Below are 16,425 nucleotides of genomic sequence, written 5' to 3'. Positions count from 1 at the left end.
CGGACACGATGAATGGCGAGCAGATCCTCACAGGATTCGGAATGAAATAACTTGTTCACTTCGGGGTCCTCGCGAGCCCGTGACCTGCGAAGACGCATATTGGCTTGCATTAATTACTTCATTACGAATTCACGGTGCACGAAGCTGCACGCTCCTGGCAGCCGAACGAGAACGCTGCCGAAGCCCTGGCGCACACCGTCGAATGGCTCACCTGCTTCCAGGTCTGCACACCCCGGGCCGAGAGGTACGCCACGCTTTCGGCCTGGGTATACCCTCTGGCCCCGCTGCCGGAGCTGGAACTCGCTTACGACATCCACGCCTTCTTCCGGATCTACGACGACTTCACCGACGATCTCGTGGCGGACATCAGCCGCATCAACGTCATCAGCGCGGAGCTCACCGGGATTCTCTACGGGAGACCCGCGAAGTCCCCCATGGGGATGATCTTCCATGACCTGTGGGCGCGGCAGACCGCCAGCTCGCCGGACCAGTGGGTGGCTCGGGTCAGCGAGCACTGGGAATGGTACTTCAACACGCAGGCGACTTATGCGGCGATGCGGGACCGGCGGATGGACACGACGGTCGAAGAGTACTTGGAACTACGCCTGGGAAACGGCGCGGTGCCGCTGTGCCTGGTGTTCGGCGAGAAGATGAATTTCACCTATCTGGCGCCGTACATCCACCACTGTACCCAGCTGCGACTGCTGCGCAGGCTGGCCAGCGACATCATCGTGTACTGCAACGACGTCTACTCCTCGGTCCGCGACGCGAAGCGTGACGACCCGCGCAACCTGATCGCGATCATCCGCGACCAGGACGGCTGCGATTGGCAAGAGGCAAGAGCTCGTTGCGAGCAGGAGATGCGGACGCTCGACCAGTCGATACACACCACAAAGCAGCGCCTTGACACGGCCTTCGACGTGCTGCAGTTCACCGACGCAGAACGCGCCCAGGCCCGGATGGGTGCGAGGATCGTCGACGACTGGAACTGGGGTTACCAGGCGTGGGCCGCCGTCAACGAACTGTTGATGGACACGGATCCGCCGCGCGAGGAGATCTCTCGCATGCTGACCTCGCCGCAGGCGGTCTGACGGCGCGTCGGAAACAAAAGAGTAGCGCCCGGGAGCGATTCCCCGGCGCCGCTCGGCGGTACGTCAGCCGACCGTGAACCCTTAGCGTCGACCGCGGAACATGCCGCCCAGCGAGGCCCAGAAGCCGCGGCGGGTGTCCACTCTGGCCTGCGCGTCGGCCTCGGCCACCGCCGCCAGCGCGTCCTTCGCGGCACTCGGCTCGACCACCGGGGCGGAGAACGCCGGGGCGGCTGGCGCAGACTGCGGGGCGGGGCGGCGCTGCGGGGCGAACTTGACCGGGAGCGCGTCAAGGTGCCGGGACCAGGTCGAGGCGGTCCAGGTCAGCTGCTCCTCCGGCACCGTGAGGTGCAGGTCGGGTAGCCGGTTGAGCAGCACGTCGACGCCGGTGTCGGTGATGGCGCGGGCGATCTCCTGTCCCGAGCACTCGTGCGGGCCCCGACTGAACGCCAGGTGCGAGCGGTTGCCGTGCATCGGCGCGTCGAGATCCGGACGGATCTCCGGATCCGCGTTGCCCGCCGCGATGCCGAGCAGCAGCATGTCGCCCTCGCGGATCTCCTTGTCGGCGAAATGCATGTCGTGCGTGGCGAACCGCGCCGGGCAGACCAGCAGCGGCGGATCGTCCCACAGCATCTGCTCGACCGCGTCCGGCAGCGTCATGAGCCCGCCGGCGAGCGACGCGCGGAAGCGGAGGTCAGTCAGCACCATCCGCAGCGTGTTCGAGACCAGGTTCGTCGTGGCCTCGTAGCCCAGCACGATCACGAGGCGCAGGTGGTTGAGCACCTCCTCGTCGTTCAGCCCCGAGGGGTGCTGGACGAACCAGGACGCCAGGTCGTGCGCGGGGGCCCTGCGCCGCTCCTCGGTCAGCGACCGCAGGGTGCCGATGATGTACTGGTTGTGCGCGTACGCCTCCTCGCCGCCGCTGACCATGCCGACGATGGCCTCGATCAGTTTCCGGCCGTACCCCTCGCTCAGGCCGACCAGCCGGCTCAGCACGAGCATCGGAAGGTAAACGGCGAACTGGGTCACCAGGTCCGCGCGGCCGTCCTCGACAAAGCCGTCGATCAGCTGGTTCGCGTAGCGCTGGACGTGCCGCCGGGTGCCGTGCCGGTCGAACCTGGTCAGGCACTCGTTGACCGCGGCGCGCAGCCGCGCATGTTCCTCGCCATCGTAGGACACGACGTCGGGACGCCATCCGATGAGCGGAAGCAGCGGGTCGTCCGCGGCGATCCTGCCCTCGTTCCAGTCCCGCCAGAGCCGGGCGTCCCGGGTGAACCGGCTCGGGGTGCGAGCGACCTCCATGTTCTCCCGGTAGCCGAGCACCAGCCAGGCCGGGACGCCACCCTCGAGTTCCACCGGGGCGATCCTGCCGTGTTCCGCGCGGAGCTTCTCGTAGACCGCGCCGGGATCGTGCTGCGCTTCCGGGCCGTAGAGCGCGGTCCGTGCGGCATCCTGCGCGAAGGCCGCGTGCGCCGGACACCCCGGCGGCGGGATCGCAGCGCCTGATTCCGCGCCTGCTTCGGGAATGGATGTTGACACACTTACTCCGTGGCGGCCGAGGCGGCCACCGGGGCCGCGGATTGGGTGGACAGCCAGTACAGGTAGCGCATGAGGGCCAGCAGGGTGTCCCGGCTCGAGGCCCGGCTGCGCGCGTCGCACGCGACGATCGGCACGACGGCCGGCAGATCCAACGCGGCACGGACCTCGTCCAGCGGGTGGTTCGGGGCGTCCGGGAAGACGTTGATGGCCACGATGAACGGCACGCCGCCGTCCTCGAGCCGCCCGATGACGTCGAAGCTGGCCTCGAGCCGCCGGGTGTCGACCAGCACGACCGCACCAAGGGCTCCCTCGAACAGGCCGGTCCACAGGAACCAGAAGCGCTGCTGCCCAGGCGTGCCGAACAGGTAGAGCACCAGTTGCTCGTTGATGGTGATCCGGCCGAAGTCCATGGCCACGGTGGTCGCATCCTTCTGCTCGACCCCGCGGACGTCGTCCACCCCGACGCTGACCTCGGTCATCGTCTCCTCGGTCGTCAGCGGTCTGATCTCGCTGACGGAGCCGACCAGGGTCGTCTTGCCGACGCCGAACCCGCCGACCACGACAATCTTGACCGCGGTGGCGGCCGAGGCGGGCAGCGTGTCGTCGCGTGCCGGCCCGACGGCCAACTCAGAGCCTCTGGAGTCCATTCATCACCGCCTTGAGCAGTTCAGGATCGCCGATTCCTTCCATGCGCACCGAGGCACGCACCTCGACGAGCGAGTCCCTGAGCAGGTCGGAGACCAGGATGGCGACTACGCTGAACGGCAGCTTGAGGTACGCTGAGATCTCCGCCATGGACAGGGGCCAGTGACACATGCGCAGGATGGACGCGTGTTCCGGCTGCATCTCGGGCCGGGCCGCGGCCCGCGCCACCACGAGGGTGATCAGGTCGATGTCGGCCCGGCGGCCCGAGGCGCCGCGCCCGCCGGTGAGGACGTACAGGCGCTCGGGACCGCCCTGCTCCCAGGCGGAGGACGCGTCGTTGATCGGGGACGGGGTCACCCGGCCGTCCTCTCCTCCATCCGCGGCGGGCTGGTGAGATGCTCACCGATACGTGCGACCAGGTTGCGCATCTGCTGTCCCATCAACCCCGCGTCCACCCCTTCGTCGGCCAGCACCGCGAGGTACGCGCGCGCGCCGGCCGCCATGAGGTAGAAGAATCCCCCGCCCACCTCGATCACCACGAGCCGCATCCGCTTGTCCCCCTGCGGGAACTCGGCGCCGACGGCGGCGGACAGGCTCTGCAGGCCGGCGCACGCGGCCGCGAGGCGGTCGGCGGTGTCCACATCCGTGTTGTACTGGGCCATGCGCAGGCCGTCCGCGGTCAGGACGATGATATGCCGGGTGCCCGGCACGCTCTCCGCAAGGTCCTTGAGCATCCAGTCCATGCTGGGCCGCAGGTGGTCCATCGGCTACTCGCTTTCCTTACTCGACGCATCGTCAGTCAAAGCGTGCTGGGTGCTCGTTCCCTCGCCGGAGACCGCGTTCTGGAACGCGGCAAGCCACAGCCTGGGCGGCGGGGGCGGCGCGGCGGGAGCGGATGCGTTACTCGACACGGGCGGGGACGGGGCGGCGGACTGCAGCCCGCGCGGCGCGGTCAGGCTCCGCTGGCTGCCGCTCCCGCCGAGCGGGGCGGTGACGCCGCGCCTGCGCTGCGGCAGGCCGTTGTTGTTGATCTTGATGTGCTGCGGCTCCTCCGGCTCCAGGGCGATGGCGGGCATCAGCGTGTTCGGGTTCGGCCGGACCGCGGCGCCCGGGCTGGCCGCGGACAGCGGCACGGCGGTGGCCAGGTCGCGTGGGATGATCAGCACGGCGCGCACGCCGCCGTACGCCGAGGGCCGCAGCGAGACCTGAAAGCGGTGGGTCTGCGCGAGCCGACCGACCACGGACAGGCCGAGGTGCGGGTTCCCGCCGAGGTCGGCGAGGTCGAGGCCCGACTTGACCTCGGCGAGCACCCGCTCGGCGCGCAGCCGGGCCTCCTCGTCGAGGCCGACGCCGCCGTCCTCGATCTCGACCGCGATCCCGGACTGCACCTCGACCGCGGTCATGTGCACGCGGGTCTGCGGCGGCGAGTATCGGGTGGCGTTGTCCAGCAGCTCGGCGAGCGCGTGGATGAGCGGTTCGACGGTGGGTCCTGAGATGGCGACCTCGACCACTGAGTGCAGTTCGACGCGTTGGTAGTCGATGATCCGGGACATCGCGCCGCGCAGCACGTTGAACAGCGGCACCGGATGCTGCCACTGCCGGCCGGGGCGGGATCCGCCGAGCACGGCGAGCGAGTCGGCGAGGCGGCCGATCAGCGCGGTGCCGTGGTCGAGGCAGAGCAGGTCGTCGAAGACATCGGGGTTCCCGCCGTGCCGCTCCTCCATCTCGCGCAGATCCTGGAACTGCTGGTGCACGATGGCCTGGACGCGACGGGCGACGTTGACGAACGCGCGCTGCGAGGAGTCGCGCAGGTCCTCTTCCGCCTTGACCGCTTCGAGGACCGAGCGGACCACGTCGTCGTGCGCCTTGATGAACGCGGCGCCGAGGGCGGGCGACTGGCTCGAGTCGGACAGCGCCTCCTCGACCGAGTCGCCGCGGTGCAGCCGACTGATCGCGGCGGGCAGCACCTCAACGGCGAGGCGGCTGGTCTCGGCCTCCTGTATCTCCAGGCGGTGCACGAGCTCCTGCTCGGTGGCGGCCTGCCGACGGCGCAGATGGACGATCTCGTGCCCGCGGCGGCGGATCTCGGCGCAGGCCAGGCCGATCGCGACCGCCGCGACGAGGCCGCACACGGCAACAGCGCGCGGGGCGTGCGGGGCGACGAGAAGGATGGCGGCCACTGTACAGAGTGCGGTCAGGGCTGCCGCTACCAGAGCACTGTAGACGACGGAGAAGTCGCTTTCCGAGCCACGAGGCGACGGTCGCTTGCGTTTCATTCGCAGAACCTTGGTCTGATCGTGGGCGTGTGTCGGTGACCGACGGGGACGGGGAGAACAGTCACGGGCGCGGCCCGCGGAGAGACTCGCGCGCCGACGAGGGCCCGACGGCGATGTTCTGACTGGGCACGCGGCCACCTTGCTCAGTGTTCGCGGTTCTGATGTCTCTCCGGACGGGTCTGACGTTATATCCAGGGCTTCGGCGAGACCGCACCGCGCCGCTATCAGTGACCTTGAGTAGCCGGCCGCCGCTGTACATCCGGTCGAACTTCGCCGATATCGATCATGGTCGATGTGCGTCGCGTGGGCCGGTCGCACCGACACCGGGTCGGCGGCCCCGCGGTCGCACGGGGATTCAACTATGCAATAACCGAAGGCCGGGGATTCCTGAGATAATCCATCGGTTCGCGGACCGCAGTAGGTCCGTTGCGAAAAGGTGGCCTTCCGGGAGCCGGAATGAGCATTTTCAAAGTCGGTTTTTCTAGATCTCTTCCTGCTCCAGGAAGAAGACGGCTTGGGTGAATGCGCCGACCCGGAGTTGGCTGGAGTGTTTCCGCTTTTTTGGACGCCCTTTAGGCTGCCAGCTGACTGATGTTTCTGTGGCCTGGCTCGTATTCCCTGGGTGTCAAGTACTCGAGGGACGAATGGCGACGTGTTGTGTTGAAGTAGTTTTCTATCCAGTCGGCGGTCTTTCTTTTCAGGTCGACGAGGTGGGCCAGGGGCGGGTGTGGATGAGTTCCTTGTGGTAGAACACGTCTCAGCCGCGTGGCCGGTCACAAACGTGCCGGCCACGCCGTGGCTGACGGTTAAGGTGGAACTGAAGAGCACTGCAAACGGTTTACCCGGGACCCCGAGGTGGGGGACGTGAGCGGTATGGAGTGGAGTTGGCAGCCGTACCCGGACGCGGTCGGTCGCAAGGATCTTCCTCCTGTCGGAGCCCGGTCGCATCGTCGGCCTGGGCGCCTTGTGTGATCTGTGGGCGCCGCGCGCCGACGACGGGAGTTCCCAGAGCTTCTCGGTCAGTGAGTTCGTCACGCTGGACGACGGCCGGCGGGTGATCTTTCATGAAGATCGCGGCTTCACCGTCAGCCGGATACTCGGTGATCCAGGTCTTGGCGCGGGCCAGTTCGGCGAGACCCGCGACAGCATCACCCAAGACGTGTTGAACGTCGTACTCCCTGATGGCGAACAGCCCAGTGAGGACCACCCCTGGTCGTGGCTGGCCGACCTGGGGCGGGCGCGCGGTCTGGACGTGACCGCGGACGAGCTGCGAGGCCTTCCGTACGAGGTGGTCCTCACCGACGCGGTGACCCGATGGCTCAGCACCCGAAATCTCAGACACGGAGGTCCAACGTGGTCGGATCAAGGAGAGGCTGAGTGATCGGTGCCGTCTGCCGGTGGGACACCGCCGGGTGAATCGCTGTGGCCAGGGCAAGCAGCGCGATCGCGGGCACCGCGATCCCCTATCTGACAGCATGAGGTAAGACAGCTCCCTGCGTCAGCTGGTTTCCTCACGCTGCCGACGAGGGCGTTCGTCGAACAGCTCGGACCTGCAAGCGCGGCCCGCACCGCGTCTTGATCTTAAAACGAGGATTTCGGCAATGTGCGGGCTACATGCTGGCCTCTCGTCAACGATCGGATCACGGACGCACTGACGGGCCACTGCCCGGCGGCCGATCCGGTGCCGACGGGTGACGTGGCGGACAGCACCGGCGCGGGCTGTGAGATCCTGGAGTCGCACCCGGCGGGCACATGGCGGGCGGACTCCGGCGAGCCGGACGTAGCCTGACGTCGTCTCCGCAGGTCAGGAGGGCTCGCCTAGTGGCCGATGGCGGCGGTCTTGAAAACCGCTACGGGGAGTGATCCTCGTCGTGGGTTCGAATCCCACGCCCTCCGCTTTACCAGGCTTTTTGTCGCCGGAGACAGCTGGCGACGATCAGCCTGGAACAGCTGAAGATCCTTGTGGGCACGAAATGGGCACGCTGGGACGTGACCGGGGATCGCAGCCACCGTCCCCGCTGCGTTCTGCCTCGCTGAGTGCAGCAGGTGGACAGATAGCGTCCCTGTGATGGCTGTCGAGCGGGCCCGGCGGATGCGGGCTCGGCGGGAAATGTGGAGGGTTAGCGACGGTGTGGAGACCGTGAACCGTGACTGACCCTCCACGCTTCGGCCGCCTCACGAAGCGCACTTTGTGGGTGGGTGTGTAGGAGCGGGAATCTCTCTCCAGGAGAGGCTCGTCGTGCGGGGCCGCAGTCGCCCGCAGGCCGAACCCTTCTGAGCGGGACTGGGCCTGCTTCGCGGGACTGGGCCTGGTCGACTCCGATCCGATGTACGGATCCTGCACCATCGGCCTCGGCGACAGGCAGGAACCGCTCATCCGGTTCCGCACCGACGGGCACGTGGCCCGCGCAGCACCATCGGGCGACTCGGAATGGAGCGGCCGGTCTCGATGAAACTGATGCGTCAGGCGGAACTGTCGACTCGCAACGCCAGTCCGAGTTGACTGATCCGGCGTCGCTCCCGCCACCCTCGCAGCAGTGCGCTGGCACTCACGCCCGGGATCCCCTCACCGCCGGCCCTGGCGATGGCGTCCGCCATGCGCTTGACTATAGCTAGTCCAGTGGTATTGCTGGGTATCAGTAGTCATTTTTTGACTGTCCGGCGATGTTCCAGGCGTCGCTCGGCCCGGCACGGTTGTTTCCGGCGCGGGTTCCCGCTAGCGGTCGGCCGTCGCCGATGACGATCCGTCCGGGCGGAACGCTCTGGTTCGCGAGCTCCGGAAGCGTTGCCGCAGGACAATCACCCTGAACACTCGACAGCCGGTTGCGTGACGCTTGTGCAGGTCTGCGACAGGATGGCCGGGTGCCTCCCCGTCGGTCGACATCCCCTCGCGCGATCCCGGCCGCCAACACCCCACCCCGGCGTCCACGCGCGGTTTCCGTCACACTCCGTTCCCCAGATGAACAATCCATCCAACAGGCGTTGCCGATCCAGGTCTCTCGTCGCCGGCAGCCCGACAAGACAGTGCAGATCCCGGTCACGGCCAGTTGTGCCGGCTGTGAAGAGCGGTGGACCGATCCGGCCACGACCCATTGCGGGTCCTGCCACCAGTCCTGGCCGACGGTGCAGGGCTTCGATGAGCATCTGGTCGATTGCCCGGCTCATCCGGTGATCGCGACTCGTCGGGTCAAGCGGGAGCGTGAGCCGTCGGGCGCCAACGTGGCCTGAGTCCGTCCTTCCCCCGTGACCGCGGTCTTCCTCCGCATGCGGCCGGTTTCCGCCGGACGTCTCGGTCACGGGCGATCGGCGGCCGGTAGGCGGCCGATGTGTTTTCGAGCCGCTGTCCTGGCCGAGCCCGGATCACGACGGTGAGGCCCGGCACCGAAGGCCGGAACCACTCGGCGATTCCGTGCAACGGACCGGTGAGGCGGGCGAGAAACTGCTACGTTCCGGCGCTGGAGCACCCGTGAACGCCGCCGCACCGTGTCGATCATCCGGCCGGGATTCCGTCCGTGCCGTGCGCCATCGGATCGCGGATCGAGGATCGCGGGCTGAGGACGGAGGAACGGATAACGGTCTGCGGATTGGTCCGGCTGGACGGGGTGGACGTCCGGCGGGCGTCCCTGACCGCCATGCTGGCTTCATCGTCGTTTGGGCTGCCCGCCGCACGCGGTGTCCACCTCGACGGAGCATTCGGGACGGTGACCGCCGCGGACCTGCGGGCGGACCCGACTCCGCCGATCGCGGTCGACGACGCGGGGCTCGTGGTGATCGCGGATCGTCCGTCCCGCCGTCCCGAGGGAAACGAGACGGCCCGGATGCTGGCGGCCGCCTACCGCAGCGGCGGCAAGTGGGCGTTACTCCGGTCCACCACGCGGACGGTGACGATCGTCTGGGACCCGCGGCGCGCCCAGCTGGTCCTCGTGCGACCCGCCAGTACGGCCGACGAACTGATCACTTGGTCGGACGGGCGCCTGTTTGCCTTCGGTACCGAGGCTGACCAGGTGCTGTCCGCGGAGATGCTCGCTCCGCCCTCCCGGTTGGCCCGGCTCCGGCGGCTCACCGCCGGTGAGGTCCTGACGATCGCCGTGCCCGCCCGTCTCCGCCGCCCCGCACCGGCGGCGCTCCGCCTGGCTGGAGTTGACTCGGACGTGTCCTGAGGCGACGTCTCCCGGCGCGTCGGCTTCTGCGTCTCCCGGCGCGTTGGCTTCTGCCTGCGTCGGCCTGCCCTGAGATGTCCTTGCCCTGAGAGGTCCCGACGTCTCTCGACGCCGTCAGGCCGGTCCTCAGGTCCGTCAGGTTGTGGAGGCCTCGGCGCTCTGCGCGGGCTTGGTGGGCCCGGTGGCCGGGCCGGCCGGAGCCGCGGCGGCGGACAGCTGGCTCTCCCGCACAAGGGAGGTGACCCGCCGCTCGGCGAAGAACGACAGGAACGGGATGGTGCCGGCAAGCATGATCGTGATCGTCCGGGTCGAGGACAGCCGGCAACGGTTCGCCAGATCGAAGGAAGCGGCGAGATACACCATGTACAGCACACCGTGGAGCGGGCCGACGGCCGCCACGATCGCGTCGTTGCCGCCGATGTACTTCATCGGCATGCCGATGCACACCAGCGCGATCAGCCCCACACCGACGATGTAGGCGATGGCCCGATACCGCAGCAGGGATGCGCGAATCGCCGTCGCGGAGGCACGTCCTGTGGTGGCCGTACGGGTGGGGTCGGGCAATGCCGTCATCAGCGGGCTCCGTTGATGTGCTTGAGGGCGTCCCGAAGGGCGTCACGCTCGTACAGTAAGGCGAGATAGCGGTTGTAGGCGTCGAGTTCGTCGTCCTCGGCGGACTGCTCGGCGGTGCCGGTCGTCAGCATTTTGGGGCCCGTGTCGAGATCCGGTCGCCATGGCGCCTCGGGGGCGATCCGGCCGTGGGCACCCCACCGCGGCCCGGTGGTGTCCTTGGGCGCCAGATCCTCCTTCATCATCTTCACCCACCAGTACACGACGAAGGCGGCGAAGACAGGCCACTCGACCCCGTAGAAGAGGTTTTGCAACGATCCCTGCGGGGATTCGCCCTTCGTCAGCTGCCAGATGCCCATGCGGATGAAGAATGCGATCAGGAAGAGCGCGAGGAGATGACGCGCGATCCACGAGGGTGACAACAGCAGCCGACGCACGAGGTTGACGCTACCTCTCCCCGGCCGGTCAGCGTAGGGCGCGTGGCACCTTCCCGCGACCGGACTCACACCCGGACCGGACTCACACCCGGGACCGGGGCGCCGGGCGGCGTGGGAGGGGGCGCGAGGGGCTGGCCGACCTTGGCCGGGCCGGCCAGCCCGCGTGCCGCCGTCGGCGGCCGCTTGGCGACCCGTCCGCCGGGCTGGGGGGGTTAGCCGGGGAGCGAACGGGCCGAAACACCGCCGGACCTCCTGGCGCGGGGGGCCGGTATGGCGTTCATCTGTCAGTCGTCCGGCGGAGGTTGATTGGTTGCCGTCGTTGTGAAGATTTTTCGTCCGCATGGTTCCCCATGGTTCCGCATGGTCAAGTGCAGACCCACGTAACCGCGCAGACCCACGCCGTCAGCGCAGGACTGCGGCCGCCAGTGTCCAACCCGACGTGCCCCCGCTGGAGATGGTGATCGACGTCGTGCCGATTCCGGCCGGCAGCCCGATGCTCACCACTCCATCGGCCGAGCCATCGGCGATCGGTGAAGGCAGGGTCTGGGTGAAGGTCTGCGTGCCGCCGATGGAGGTGACGATAATCTGTACCCGCCCGGAACCGGATCCGAGGAGGACGTCCAGGGTGAGCGGAGACTGCGAGACGAAGACCGTCAGCCGGGCCGAGCCCTGCAGGGACAGCCGGTCGGTGTCGTCCACGCCGGTCGCGACCGGCGTGCCCTCCGTCCAGTCGAATCCGGAGGATGACGGCACGGACGTGCCCAGCAGGGTGCCGGTGTCGATCAGCGGCATCACAATGGCGGCCCGGTTCTGCACACCGTTCCACGAGCCCCCGAACAGCACCCAGTCGAGAGTTCCGGGGCCCGGAAGCCGCACCTGTGACCCACTGGGGAAGGGGGCGACGGTGCTGGTGTAGATCCCGCCGCCGATGCCCGCGAACGTTCCGCTGGGCAGGGAGGATCTGCTGTCACCATGGTTCGCGGACGGTCCCGCGGACGGTGACGGTGCGCCGCCACCACCGCTCGCGGACCCCGGGTCCGCCGGGTCCGGGCCGGCGGACCTCCGTGCGGCGCTCGCGTCGCTCGTCGCGTCCGGGACGGCGGCGCTGCCCCCGGATGTTCCGGCGGGGCTCGACTTGGCCGGTTCCGGTGGGACCACCGTGGTGGCCTGGGGCGACGCGGCCGGCGTCCACACGACCGGAGACGTCGTGACCGGCGTGGCGGACGGCCGCGGCTTCGCCGTGACGGTCGTCGTGGGCGGAGCCGGGGAGTTCGATCCTGACGGCCCCAGCAGGGCCAGGGCCGTCAAGGCCATGATGCTCACGATGGCGAGTAGCGCCCCCGCGATCGTGCCGCGTCGGGCAACCGAGTGCCGCCGGGAACGGGGCCAGTTGTGGGACCGGGGGAGCCGGTCGGGGCTGGTAGACCGGCTGGATCGGCGCCGTCGGCTCGATGGGGCCTTCGTGACGGTACGGCCCAGGCGGTGCTGCCGGGTGATGATCCGGCCATCCTCGGTCCGGGTGCTGGAGCCGATCGAACCAGGCGGTCTGAGTGGTCCGTTCGCGCCGAGTGGTCCGTTCGCGCCGAGTGGACCGCTCGGGCCGAGGGGGCGGATGATCGTGCCGCTCAGGGGAGCATCGACTGCCGCCGCGACACGTCTGCGGATGCGATCGGAGTCGGGGCGGTGCCGGCCCATCTCGGCGCTCAGCATGCCGCGGAGTCGGTCGGGGAACGGGAGCTCCCCCAGATTGCCGCCATGACCGTCGCCGCCGCGGAACTCGCCGACACGATCGGCTGACCCTCGACCATCCGCGCTCGAGCTGTTGGTTCCACGGTCGCCCGTTCCGCGGTCGCTAGTCACGCGGTCACCCGTCCCCGGAGCGGAGGGACGGCAATCGGCCGGAGGCCCGCCGCGCCGCGCTGCCGCGCCACCCTGCGCATCATGATCGGGCCCCTGGAACCCCGGGCGCCTTCTGCGTCATCTATGCCTCGCCGACTCGCTGTTGCCACCAGGGCCATAGCTTGACGCGGCCGAGGCAGGCGAACGCCGACCGGCTCGGACCCGCCGGTTTGCCGGACTGACCACTGCACCGCCGCCGTCCCAGGCGACCCGAGCCCGATCGGGACCCATTCACCCGGGAACCGCCCGATCGGGATGTGGCGCCGCGTGACGTGCCCGACTGACCGGACGCTACCTGTGGCCTCGCCACCTCCGCGGCACCGGCCGGCGGTAGCTCGGTGTTCTGGAGAATCCGCTCCAGTTCGGCGACTCCCTTGGCGGTCTGGCTCTTCACCGTGCCGACGGAGATACCCAGCGTGCGAGCCGTCTCGATCTCCGACAGGTCGAAGGCGTAGCGGAGCACGACACACGCACGTTTGCCCGGCGGCAGTGTCATCAGCGCGGAGCGCAGATCCATGACCGCGGGGAGATCGGGTATCCGCGCCGACTGGTCGGCCCGCTGACCAAGGAAGAGCAGCCCGCGTCGCTCGCGGACGACCTTCCGGACCCGGTCGGCCGCCAGGTTGGCGACGATCCGCCGGACACACGCCAGTGGAAGGTCTGCGGAGCGGACCCGGTCCCATGCGGACCAGGCGGCCGTCAGAGCGTCCGCGGTGATGTCGTCCGCGACGTCGTGATCGCCAGTCAGGAGATACGCAAACCGGCTCAGCTCGCGGTGATGTCTCTCGAAGAAGGCATGAAACTCCGCCTGGGTATGGGGATGTTCGGGCTCGTCGTCGGCCGCGACCGCTTCCACTGGCACGCTCCCCGGGCCCGTCGAGGCCGGCGCGTCCGCGGCGCCGGCCGGACAGCCGATGCTGTGGTCGTCTGTCACTGGTTGCAGAGAACCATGAGTTCAGGGCGATGTGCATATGACGGTAGCGACTCGATCGGGTATGCGTCGTGGTACCTGGATGCCGAGTGGGGCGGTCACTGTTAATACGCTCGAAGCAGTGGCTTTACCCTCGGTCCGATGATGTCGGGCTGGCCACGCATGGTGATGGTCCTGGCGCGCGTTGGCATCGGCCACGGGGACAAACCCGTCTCGGACCGGCCGAGGCAGCCACATTATAGGACATAGGGGCATAGGACTTGACGGCATAGGGCCGGAGGTGCGAGCCGATGAACCGAGATCCGGGCGGGACGGTCGCGAGGACGGGGCGGCGCACGGATGCGCGACGCCGGTCCAGCGGGATGGCCGGCGATCAGGCCGCGGCGAGGGTCGAGCGGCCGACATGGGATGCTAGGAAGACGTTTCCGCCGCGACGCCCGCCGGGTACGGCGAAATCTGTGTCTGTCCTGTCTACCCGGTCTGGTCTGTTTACCCCGTCTGTCGCGATGCCCGAGGCCGTCCGTCCCCATCGCCCGAGTCCCCCGCCCCCGCTCGATCCGGACGCCCCGATCCCGGATGATCCAGGCCCGCTCCTGCCCGACGCTCCTGACCTGCCGCCGGCTCCGCACGAGCCCTCGCCGTATACCGAGCCGGCTCCCGGCTCACCCCAACCGGAGCCCGAGCCGGTCTGAGGCCCGAGCCGGCGTCGTCCATCCCACCGGAACATCTGTACGGCCGTGGCATGAACATGCCCGCACGCCGGATGATGCCGCGGCGTCGCGTGCCGAGGAGCCGTAGCGTGTGACGGGTGCATGCTGTGACGGTGAAAGCGCCCGGTGGGCCCGAGGTCATGACGTGGTCGACGGTGGCTGACCCTCCTGCCCCGGGGCCCGGCGAGGTCACCCTGGAGGTGGTCGCGACGGCGGTGAACCGCGCGGACCTGCTCCAGCGGCAAGGTTTCTACCCGCCGCCGCCCGGCGCCTCTGAGATCATCGGGATGGAGTGCTCCGGGCGGGTGGCGGCTCTCGGCGTCGGCGTGGACCGGGTCGAGGTCGGGGCCGAGGTGTGCGCGTTGCTCAGCGGGGGCGGCTACGCGAGTCGGGTGAACGTGCCGGTCGGCCAGGTGCTGCCGGTCCCGGCCGGGGTCGACCTCATCACGGCGGCCGCTCTGCCCGAGGTGGCCTGCACGGTGTACTCCACGGTCTTCGGCATCGCCGGTCTGCGCGACCATGAGGTCTTCCTCGTGCACGGCGGGGCGTCCGGCATCGGGACCTTCGCGATCCAGGCGGTCCGCGCGCTACGTCCGAACGCGCTGGTCGCGACCACCGCCGGCACTGCGGCCAAACTGGCCAGGGTGCGGGGGCTCGGCGCCCACCTCGCGGTCTCCTACCGCGACGACGACTTCGTTGCCAGGATCCGCGAGACTACCAACGGCCACGGGGCGGACGTCATCCTCGACAACATGGGCGCGGTGTATCTCGCCCGCAACGTCGCCGTGTTGGCCGTGGGAGGCCGCCTGGTAGTCATCGGCCTGCAGGGCGGGGTGAAAGGGGAGCTCAACCTCGGCGCCCTGCTCACCAAGCGGGCGGCGGTCCACGCCGCGTCGCTGCGCGGGCGGCCGGTCGAGGAGAAGGCCGACATCGTGGCCGGTGTCCGCGGCGACTTCTGGCCGGCGATCGAGGCGGGGGCGATCCGGCCGGTCGTCGATCGGGTGTTGCCGATCACCGAGGTCGCGCGGGCACACCAGCATGTGGCTGATTTCGGACATATCGGAAAGGTAGTACTCACGATCCCGGAATGACCCTCGATGGGTGACACTCGGCGTGACCGTGGAGGCGAAGCCAGTGCCGTGAGAGGCGGATCACGGGGCAGGATAGGGGGGCATGACGGATCAACCGGAACCCCGCGTCGTGGTCGTCGGGCCTGACGGCGCGCTGCACGAGACCGCGGACTCGGGGGTACTCAACCGACCGGTGCGGCCGCTGGCCCCAGGCGGTGACCAGGCGCTGCAGGCTGCGGAGGACCCGGACGGCGGCAACCCCATCGCCGCGCTGGTCTCCCAGCCCGACAAGGTGATGCGCATCGGCACCATGATCAAACAGCTGCTGGAGGAGGTCCGGGCCGCTCCGCTGGACGACGCGAGCCGAGTCCGGCTGCGCGAGATCCACCGCAGCTCCATCCAGGAGCTCTCCGACGGGCTTGCCCCGGACCTGCGCTCGGAACTCGATCGGCTGTCGCTGCCGTTCGACGAGGAGCGCACGCCGTCAGATGCCGAGCTGCGGATCGCCCAGGCACAGCTGGTCGGCTGGCTCGAGGGTCTGTTCCACGGCCTGCAGACCGCGCTGTTCGCCCAACAGATGGCCGCCAAGGCTCAGCTCGAGGAGATGCGCCGGCGGGCCTTGCCGAGCGGGCAGCAGCCCGGCAGCGAGACGTTCGGCCGCGGGGCCTACCTCTGACCGTCCGGGACTCGCGAGTCCCCGATCCGTGAGTCCCGGACCAGCGGACCAGCGGACCAGCGGACCGCGAGATCGTCTGTGGTCTGTCTGCGGTCGGTTACCGCCGTTCGCGGCTCCGGCCGCCGGTGCACGAACAGCGGGAGATCGTGAACGCGATGGCCTACTGGGTGCGGGCCGGGTGTGCCTGGCGGTCCCGTCACCACGATCCAATCCACGTGATGCCCCGAATGCCGGTGGCGGGACTGTTATGATCCGGCTTGGGCGGAAGATGATCCGCGCCTGGGATGTCGTCAGCCATCCGGCACAGCCGCGTCTTGGGATTTATAAAAGTTGAGGTGGCGACGCCAACCTGAACAGGGATCGGTGTAAACGGGGGAATGAGAAGGTGGAGGCTGTACCCAATGCCGCTTCCACTAGTTGGATC

At 68.8% G+C, this 16,425-nt stretch carries 17 protein-coding genes, 1 tRNA gene and 1 pseudogene; 8 read left to right on the top strand and 11 right to left on the bottom strand.

Annotated elements, in window-relative coordinates; translation table 11 throughout:
* The first annotated feature begins 134 nt into the window (after positions 1–134).
* Positions 135–1,091 carry a terpene synthase family protein gene (locus AC08OT_RS11565; RefSeq protein ID WP_476602808.1) on the top strand — a complete coding sequence of 319 codons (957 nt, stop codon included), beginning with the start codon at positions 135–137 and terminating at the stop codon, positions 1,089–1,091.
* Between the two features lie 81 nt (positions 1,092–1,172).
* Here the strand turns inward: AC08OT_RS11565 and AC08OT_RS11560 are convergent, their stop codons facing one another.
* The 6 genes from AC08OT_RS11560 to AC08OT_RS11535 form a co-directional block, all read right to left on the bottom strand.
* A complete protein-coding gene (locus tag AC08OT_RS11560) occupies positions 1,173–2,627 on the bottom strand; it encodes a cytochrome P450 (protein ID WP_476594608.1) in 1,455 nt (484 codons plus the stop codon).
* Between the two features lie 2 nt (positions 2,628–2,629).
* Positions 2,630–3,274 carry a GTP-binding protein gene (locus AC08OT_RS11555; protein WP_476594609.1) on the bottom strand — a complete coding sequence of 215 codons (645 nt, stop codon included), beginning with the start codon at positions 3,272–3,274 and terminating at the stop codon, positions 2,630–2,632.
* Entirely contained in the window at positions 3,255–3,629 is a 375-nt protein-coding gene (locus tag AC08OT_RS11550; RefSeq protein WP_476594610.1) for a DUF742 domain-containing protein, read from the bottom strand. The genes AC08OT_RS11555 and AC08OT_RS11550 overlap by 20 nt, the downstream gene beginning before the upstream one ends.
* Complete coding sequence (locus tag AC08OT_RS11545) at positions 3,626–4,036, bottom strand: roadblock/LC7 domain-containing protein (protein ID WP_023840687.1); 411 nt, start codon at positions 4,034–4,036, stop codon at positions 3,626–3,628. Before AC08OT_RS11545 ends, AC08OT_RS11550 begins: the two co-directional genes overlap by 4 nt.
* A gap of 3 nt (positions 4,037–4,039) precedes the next feature.
* Entirely contained in the window at positions 4,040–5,548 is a 1,509-nt protein-coding gene (locus tag AC08OT_RS11540; RefSeq protein ID WP_476602807.1) for a sensor histidine kinase, read from the bottom strand.
* Between the two features lie 572 nt (positions 5,549–6,120).
* Complete coding sequence (locus AC08OT_RS11535; RefSeq protein WP_476593786.1) at positions 6,121–6,267, bottom strand: integrase core domain-containing protein; 147 nt, start codon at positions 6,265–6,267, stop codon at positions 6,121–6,123.
* A gap of 245 nt (positions 6,268–6,512) precedes the next feature.
* On the opposite strand from AC08OT_RS11535, the gene AC08OT_RS11530 reads away from it, so the two are divergent.
* Positions 6,513–6,929 (top strand): hypothetical protein, encoded by a 417-nt coding sequence (locus AC08OT_RS11530; protein WP_476593784.1) that lies wholly within the window; start codon positions 6,513–6,515, stop codon positions 6,927–6,929.
* Positions 6,930–7,355: 426 nt separating this feature from the next.
* Positions 7,356–7,444, top strand: a tRNA-Ser gene (locus AC08OT_RS11525).
* Positions 7,445–8,011: 567 nt separating this feature from the next.
* Here the strand turns inward: AC08OT_RS11525 and AC08OT_RS11520 are convergent.
* The gene (locus AC08OT_RS11520) at positions 8,012–8,146 is read right to left on the bottom strand and encodes a hypothetical protein (RefSeq protein WP_476593783.1); all 135 of its coding nucleotides are present in this window, start codon (positions 8,144–8,146) and stop codon (positions 8,012–8,014) included.
* Positions 8,147–8,410: 264 nt separating this feature from the next.
* Here AC08OT_RS11520 and AC08OT_RS11515 point away from each other — a divergent pair, with 264 nt between their 5' ends.
* Together AC08OT_RS11515 and AC08OT_RS11510 are read left to right on the top strand one after the other, a co-directional pair.
* Positions 8,411–8,776 carry an FDXHR family putative zinc-binding protein gene (locus AC08OT_RS11515; RefSeq protein ID WP_476593782.1) on the top strand — a complete coding sequence of 122 codons (366 nt, stop codon included), beginning with the start codon at positions 8,411–8,413 and terminating at the stop codon, positions 8,774–8,776.
* 356 nt (positions 8,777–9,132) lie between these two features.
* Complete coding sequence (locus AC08OT_RS11510; protein ID WP_476593781.1) at positions 9,133–9,708, top strand: hypothetical protein; 576 nt, start codon at positions 9,133–9,135, stop codon at positions 9,706–9,708.
* Between the two features lie 135 nt (positions 9,709–9,843).
* Here AC08OT_RS11510 and AC08OT_RS11505 read toward each other — a convergent pair whose 3' ends face one another.
* From AC08OT_RS11505 to AC08OT_RS11490, 4 genes are all read right to left on the bottom strand, one after another.
* Positions 9,844–10,281: a DUF3817 domain-containing protein gene (locus tag AC08OT_RS11505; protein ID WP_476593780.1), complete on the bottom strand. Its 438-nt coding sequence runs from the start codon at positions 10,279–10,281 to the stop codon at positions 9,844–9,846.
* Positions 10,281–10,715 (bottom strand): hypothetical protein, encoded by a 435-nt coding sequence (locus AC08OT_RS11500; protein WP_476593779.1) that lies wholly within the window; start codon positions 10,713–10,715, stop codon positions 10,281–10,283. Before AC08OT_RS11500 ends, AC08OT_RS11505 begins: the two co-directional genes overlap by 1 nt.
* Before the next feature lie 402 nt (positions 10,716–11,117).
* Positions 11,118–12,038, bottom strand: a complete 921-nt coding sequence (locus tag AC08OT_RS11495; RefSeq protein WP_476593778.1) for a hypothetical protein — start codon at positions 12,036–12,038, stop codon at positions 11,118–11,120.
* Positions 12,039–12,696: 658 nt separating this feature from the next.
* Complete coding sequence (locus AC08OT_RS11490; protein WP_476593777.1) at positions 12,697–13,470, bottom strand: SigE family RNA polymerase sigma factor; 774 nt, start codon at positions 13,468–13,470, stop codon at positions 12,697–12,699.
* Positions 13,471–14,353: 883 nt separating this feature from the next.
* On the opposite strand from AC08OT_RS11490, the gene AC08OT_RS11485 reads away from it, so the two are divergent.
* The 3 genes and pseudogenes from AC08OT_RS11485 to AC08OT_RS11475 form a co-directional block, all read left to right on the top strand.
* Entirely contained in the window at positions 14,354–15,346 is a 993-nt protein-coding gene (locus tag AC08OT_RS11485) for an NAD(P)H-quinone oxidoreductase (protein WP_476602806.1), read from the top strand.
* Positions 15,347–15,428: 82 nt separating this feature from the next.
* On the top strand, positions 15,429–16,001 hold the full coding sequence (locus AC08OT_RS11480) for a bacterial proteasome activator family protein (protein ID WP_476595991.1): 573 nt from the start codon (positions 15,429–15,431) through the stop codon (positions 15,999–16,001).
* A gap of 116 nt (positions 16,002–16,117) precedes the next feature.
* Positions 16,118–16,207, top strand: a pseudogene (locus AC08OT_RS11475) (IS5/IS1182 family transposase); the annotation flags it as partial.
* Between the last annotated feature and the right edge of the window lie 218 nt (positions 16,208–16,425).

The organism is Frankia sp. CgJB1 (genome assembly GCF_977947065.1).
The sequence above is the reverse complement of the archived record's forward strand: the minus strand, read 5'-3'. Positions and strand labels throughout refer to the sequence as shown.

Coding starts and splice junctions, on each gene's coding strand:
- AC08OT_RS11555 (WP_476594609.1), bottom strand. CDS start 3,274: ATGGACTCCAGAGGCTCTGAGTTGGCCGTCGGGCCGGCACGCGACGAC.
- AC08OT_RS11545 (WP_023840687.1), bottom strand. CDS start 4,036: ATGGACCACCTGCGGCCCAGCATGGACTGGATGCTCAAGGACCTTGCG.
- AC08OT_RS11540 (WP_476602807.1), bottom strand. CDS start 5,548: ATGAAACGCAAGCGACCGTCGCCTCGTGGCTCGGAAAGCGACTTCTCC.
- AC08OT_RS11520 (WP_476593783.1), bottom strand. CDS start 8,146: ATGGCGGACGCCATCGCCAGGGCCGGCGGTGAGGGGATCCCGGGCGTG.
- AC08OT_RS11505 (WP_476593780.1), bottom strand. CDS start 10,281: ATGACGGCATTGCCCGACCCCACCCGTACGGCCACCACAGGACGTGCC.
- AC08OT_RS11480 (WP_476595991.1), top strand. CDS start 15,429: ATGACGGATCAACCGGAACCCCGCGTCGTGGTCGTCGGGCCTGACGGC.